A 5,349-nucleotide genomic window follows, 5' to 3' on the forward strand; every position below is an offset into this window, starting at 1 on the left:
GTTTCCTGACCATTCCTGATGCCATCACCATCACTGTCGAGATTACCTCCTTGCACTGGATCATTTGGGTCGCCTGGGTTAGTGCCATTATCAATTTCTTGTTGATCACTGATACCATCACCATCACTGTCACATGCTCTATACGTTGAACAGACAGAGCCTTCCCCTTCTCCCTTAATTTGCTGCTGAGTAAGCAAACTATTCCCATCGTTTCGACAAGCACTCATTAACAACGCCACCAATAACGGCGCCATCATTTTCATTTGTTGTTGATTAATGAATTTCATACTAAAACCTTACTGCTTATGGGTGGTTTAAATCACCACCTCTGAAATGTCCACTTCAATTCGAATCTGAGTGCTACCACTCAAGATTTAGTTCGAGGTGGTTTAATCTAGATGACCATCTAAGACATATTGCTTCCGATTGATTGTTCACAGCTTGTGAAACTGACTTTATGTAGGCGTCCCTGCTTAACTTGAAGCCCGTTTCCACTAAGCTGACTAAATTTTCACAGGATAATGACACCCTGCCAATCAAACAGTATGTTTAATTGATAGAGCTAAAAATAGATTGACAATGACGTTAAAAGTTCGCTTTTCAAACACTGAGGCAGTTATAGGCAAAAGTAGTTAAATCATATTTAAAATATAAATAACAACAACTTAATGAAACTGCATATTGAGATGACATGACTCTGGTATTGTTAATTCACCGATAAAATGAATTGGCTACAAGGCAAGCTGAATAAGCATGATGCAAATCAATAAATAATCATAGGGAGTGAAAAACACAGTGTTAGTTGGCCGAAACTCCCCAAAATATTATGAGCGCGTACTAGGTCGCTAATAAAAAACCCTACTTACAAGTAGGGTTTATTTTTGATCTGTGGCAAACTTGAACTACCGCTTTATTTTTAAATTAATACTTAAAGGCATATTTAGGTCTTTCTATTACTGATTTACAAAGCTCTAAAACTATACTCAGATTGTTGACAACCAGTAAAACTGACTCCAGTTACACTTACTGAAGCCAGGCCCGTTTTTACCTCGTAACGAAACTGTTACAGGACCGAGGCAGCTTGACTATTGAACAAAGCGTTCACTGTTTGGAGGGGCAGTTTTTACAGGGTCATTTGGGTCTTTGGGGTTAGTGCTATTAGCAATTTCTTGTTCATCCCTGATACCATCGCCATCACTATCACATGCTTTGTAAACGGAGGTTGAGCAGGCGCCTCCCCCTCTTCCTGTGAAGATAAGCCACTTCCACCCAAACTAGGTGTGAAAATACAGAGAGGCTAAAATAAAAAATTAATAATCCATTGAATTATATTTACAAAGCAAAAAATTAAATTAATAAACCAATAAATAGTATTAACCTAGTAATATTAAGTCTATGAACCAATAGAAAGGTGTATATGCACGCTAAATGAACATGGTGTAAATCAAGAAAAGAGGCATCGTGGGTGTAAAAAAAGGGCTCTAGCCATAATGCTAGAGCCCTTATATTAATTTCTACGATAACTGCTATGCCACGATACAATGGCATACTAAAACCTAAACTGGTATGTTTGTTACTGAACTGGTTTAGTGGTTTCGGTTTCGATCACCACTTCTGGCATAACGATTTCAACACGGCGATTGTGCGCACGGCCACTGACTGTCTTATTCGACGCAATAGGTCGCAGCTCACCAAAACCTTTCACTATGATGCGAGAACGGTCAATTCCTTGAGCGGCCAAGTAATCCGCCACGCTTTGCGCGCGTACTACCGATAACGATTGGTTGTAGTTAGCGTCACCAACACTGTCAGTATGGCCTGTGACCTCTACCGTCGTATCTGGATACTTCTGCAAGCGCGCCAACACTGGCATCAACTGCATTTTTAGAGCTGGAGTAATTTTTGTACTGTCACTCTCAAACAAAGCCTCACTGTTTGTAGCGCTCAGTATCTGAGTATAGGTCTCTATTACCTGTTGCTTAGGTGGCGACACGGTTTCCTTCACCTCTGGTTTTACTTCTTGTTGCACCTTCTCAACTACAGGCTCACTAACAACGAGAGGGGTATGTGTGCTCGATGCACCAAAGCGGTAATTCAAACCTAAACTGACAAAGTGAACATCCGATGAACCAGTCACATCATCACCTACCCCATTGATGTATTGATACTCTAATCGAGTGATCCAATTCGGTGACAAACGGTATTCCGCTCCTGTTCCCAACATCAATGATGCTCCAGTGCCACTATCACTTACCGAACCCACTACTGGCTCATTAGCCTCCTTGTCTAACTGCCACAAGAAGGTACCGCCTTTACCAAATACGACCACTCGATCATTGAGTGCATAATCCGCCTTTAGGCCTAGCTCAATCCCCTGAACCAGCGCGTCATAATCCACCGAACTCGAGGGTTGGCCAATGGCTGGATACGTCGCCAATGGGCCACCTAAATAGTCATAGCCACCTTCAACCGCTAGCCAATCATTGAGCTGATAGCCACCATATACACTGGCTCCTCCACTAACGTCATCACACGACAAACTGTTCGCCGAACAAGGATCATCAAATATAGCCGCTCCCAATTTGCCGCCAACATAAAATTCACTCGCTTCGGCAAAACCCACCGTAACCCCTGTGGACAGCAAGACACTGACCAGTATTGCAATTTTGTTTTTCTGCATTTCCACTACTCCTTGTTATAGCCACCCATAACGTTTGGCTATAAATTTAAATTTATGCGATGTGATTACTTTGTTATTAATTAATGACCGACAGTGGAAACACTGTGCAGCCACCGGACTTAGACCGCCCAAGGAATACATCTGTGATAATCTCTGTTGAGTATCCCAACCCATATGTGTACGTTTGCGCTAAATCTTGTGAAAGTATTGCAAGCTAACGGACACCTGCCAATTAAACAAAATGTTTCATTGGTAATGAGTTTTGTGCCCAACAGCTGCGGTTAGACGTGAAAATGCCGCGAGTTCAGAGGCAAGACTCGCTTATTAAATGTAGTTGTCTGATGAAAAACAACGGCTTTTAAAAACCGTTATTTGTTTGTTGTAGACATGAGTCTCTACCGGCAAAAGTCGGTTGTAGGTATTCTTGCTTATACCGATATCAGTATGATAATGCGCTATGCTCACTTGCACCCGATCACCAATCGTAATTTGTCGCCACTCTGTCGCCACTTTCCATTTTTTAGGCAAAAAAAGAGCCACTAAAGGCGTATTCCCGATCAGTTAAGCTGACTGGCATTACACTAAAAAGCGGCTCTTATACTGAAACTATATCTTCAAATTTTATGTTTACTTGCTCAACTCTAAGATGTCTTGAACAAAATTCTTAGATAGGCTTACTTTATAATCTGTAACCATTTTCTTCTTCTTGGCTTCTTTAAGGGCAGAGTTCGTGGCATCTAGTGAAATTTGCTCATACTTATCTGCCCCTTGCACCAATCCATGATTGTTTGGTCGTTTAAACTCTGCTTCAATCTTCCCATCTTCTTTAACTTGAATGGTCTCTAGCTCAACTCCAGTAGGACGTAAAAAGTTAACTATGTGGATCCTCATCATTTGTTGAAGTGTGTAAGCTGAGGTCTGTGCAGTACGATTAGCAATTCCTTTTACAAACCATTTTAACCACGGTGTAGCCATTAGTTGATTTTCAGTAGAATCTTTTGCTGATTTTCTGGTCATCAGTTCAACAAGTGTTGCATGAGAGGATGTTAAGTTTAAGTGTGATTCAACTAAATTGTTTAGCACATTTGAGCTAAGCATTAAGCTCGGCGCACCTGGCTCTATATCCCATGTTCCATCAACACGCAGAGTTACGGTGCACTCATTTCGAATATCAAAATCCTTTTCAGTTACATTAGCTGCCTCTTTAGAAATTTGGTTCATGTCTGCGAGCACGTTACTTTCAAACGAACCAGTACTAACGTAGAAACTTACTTTAGGAACAATATCGTACTCGTCACTCGGATCTGGCACCCATGAGTAACCGATAAACCCACTCTCGCTTTCAACGCCAAAAGTCATACAGTTGTACCAACTAAATCTCATTTGATCATCTGGGTCGAATGCATTTGTCTTAACCATAACTTCCTTAACATCAGCTTGATCACCAGCTTCAATGAGGTGGGGGTGTAACCCTCCCTGTTTTAGTGGCACTCTAAATTAGAGTTTTTCCTACTTTCATGCCTTGCTAAATACTCCCAAGGAGTCAGATCATCGAGTGAATCATGAGGGCGTTCATCGTTGTATTCCTTCATCCATTTTTCTGTCAGGTCTCGGACTTCGCTCAAGGTTTTGAACACGTACATGTTGAGTATTTCTGTCCGATAAGTTCGGTTAAATCGCTCTATATAGGAGTTCTCCGTTGGTTTGCCTGGGCGAATAAATTCCAGTTCAACTGCGTTTTCTTCAGCCCATTCAGCCAGAGTGGTCGAGATAAATTCAGGGCCATTATCCATGCGCAGCTTACTGGGGTACCCTCGCCAGGCAATAATGCGTTCTAGCACCCTTATAATGCGTGGTGCAGGCAGATTGAGATCTACTTCAATCGCTAGCACCTCACGGTTGAAATCGTCCACGACATTGAACGTACGAAAGCGTCTGCCGCAGAGCAATGCGTCACTCATGAAATCGATAGACCAGCAACTGTTGATCGACTCTGGGCATATCAGTGGCGCTGGATTTCGTTTAGGTAGGCGCTTTTTGCCCTTGCGCCGTAGGTTTAGCTTGAGCGAACAGTACACTCGATGGACTCGTTTATGATTCCATCGGTGTCCCCAGCGCCTAAGTACTTTAAATAATTTGCTAAAACCGTATGCAGGGTACCGCTCTACTGCCTCTTGCAATTTAGCGATAACCTCATCATCTCGATGAGGCTCTGGTCGGTAGCGATAGACTGAGTCGCTAATGCCAACTACGCGGCAGGCCATTCGCAAACTGACCTGATAGTGTTTGCGAGCGTAATCGACGAGCTCGCGTTTAACCGCTGGCCTTACAGCTTTTTTTCCAGGATATCTTTAACGATACGGTGCTCGAGGCTGAGGTCTGCAAACATTTGCTTGAGCCTCCGATTCTCATCCTCGAGCTCTTTGAGCCGTTTAACATCTGACGCTTCCATACCACCATACTTGGACTTCCAGTTGTAGTATGTCGCATCAGAGATGCCATATTCACGACAGACTTCGTTAACCTTTCGTCCTGCTTCGACTTCCTTCAGGATCTTTACGATTTGCGTTTCTGTGTAGCGTGATTTTTTCATCATGCGTTCTCCGTTTGTTTCAGTGTAAACGGAAAAACTCTAATAGCTAATGACCAGTTTTTTGGGGAGGGTTACA

The 5,349-nt window shown here is 42.6% G+C and carries 5 protein-coding genes; all 5 read right to left on the reverse strand.

From position 1 onward, the window contains the following. Window positions 1-287, reverse strand: a 287-nt coding sequence (locus BS19_RS20455; protein WP_038176786.1) for a thrombospondin type 3 repeat-containing protein, incomplete at its 3' end; no start/stop codon positions are given. A 798-nt stretch (window positions 288-1,085) separates the two neighbouring features. Next, the gene (locus BS19_RS20770; RefSeq protein ID WP_425425018.1) at window positions 1,086-1,256 is read right to left on the reverse strand and encodes a thrombospondin type 3 repeat-containing protein; all 171 of its coding nucleotides are present in this window, start codon (window positions 1,254-1,256) and stop codon (window positions 1,086-1,088) included. A gap of 317 nt (window positions 1,257-1,573) precedes the next feature. Further along, on the reverse strand, window positions 1,574-2,680 hold the full coding sequence (locus tag BS19_RS16565) for an outer membrane beta-barrel protein (protein ID WP_038176787.1): 1,107 nt from the start codon (window positions 2,678-2,680) through the stop codon (window positions 1,574-1,576). 627 nt (window positions 2,681-3,307) lie between these two features. Beyond that, window positions 3,308-4,171, reverse strand: a complete 864-nt coding sequence (locus BS19_RS19660; protein ID WP_051686565.1) for a hypothetical protein — start codon at window positions 4,169-4,171, stop codon at window positions 3,308-3,310. Next, window positions 4,162-5,273, reverse strand: a protein-coding gene (locus tag BS19_RS16575) for an IS3 family transposase (protein ID WP_342665236.1) whose coding sequence is annotated in 2 segments (ribosomal slippage) — window positions 4,162-5,021 and window positions 5,021-5,273 — 1,113 coding nt in all. Because the reading frame shifts where the segments join, the coding sequence is not laid out codon by codon here. The genes BS19_RS19660 and BS19_RS16575 overlap by 10 nt, the downstream gene beginning before the upstream one ends. Between the last annotated feature and the right edge of the window lie 76 nt (window positions 5,274-5,349).

The sequence above is a fragment of the Vibrio pacinii DSM 19139 genome, from assembly GCF_000711795.1.
Classification (GTDB): Bacteria; Pseudomonadota; Gammaproteobacteria; order Enterobacterales; family Vibrionaceae; genus Vibrio; species Vibrio pacinii.

Excerpts from the sequence above, each read along its gene's own strand:
- BS19_RS16565 (WP_038176787.1), bottom strand. The coding sequence starts at position 2,680 with ATGCAGAAAAACAAAATTGCAATACTGGTCAGTGTCTTGCTGTCCACA.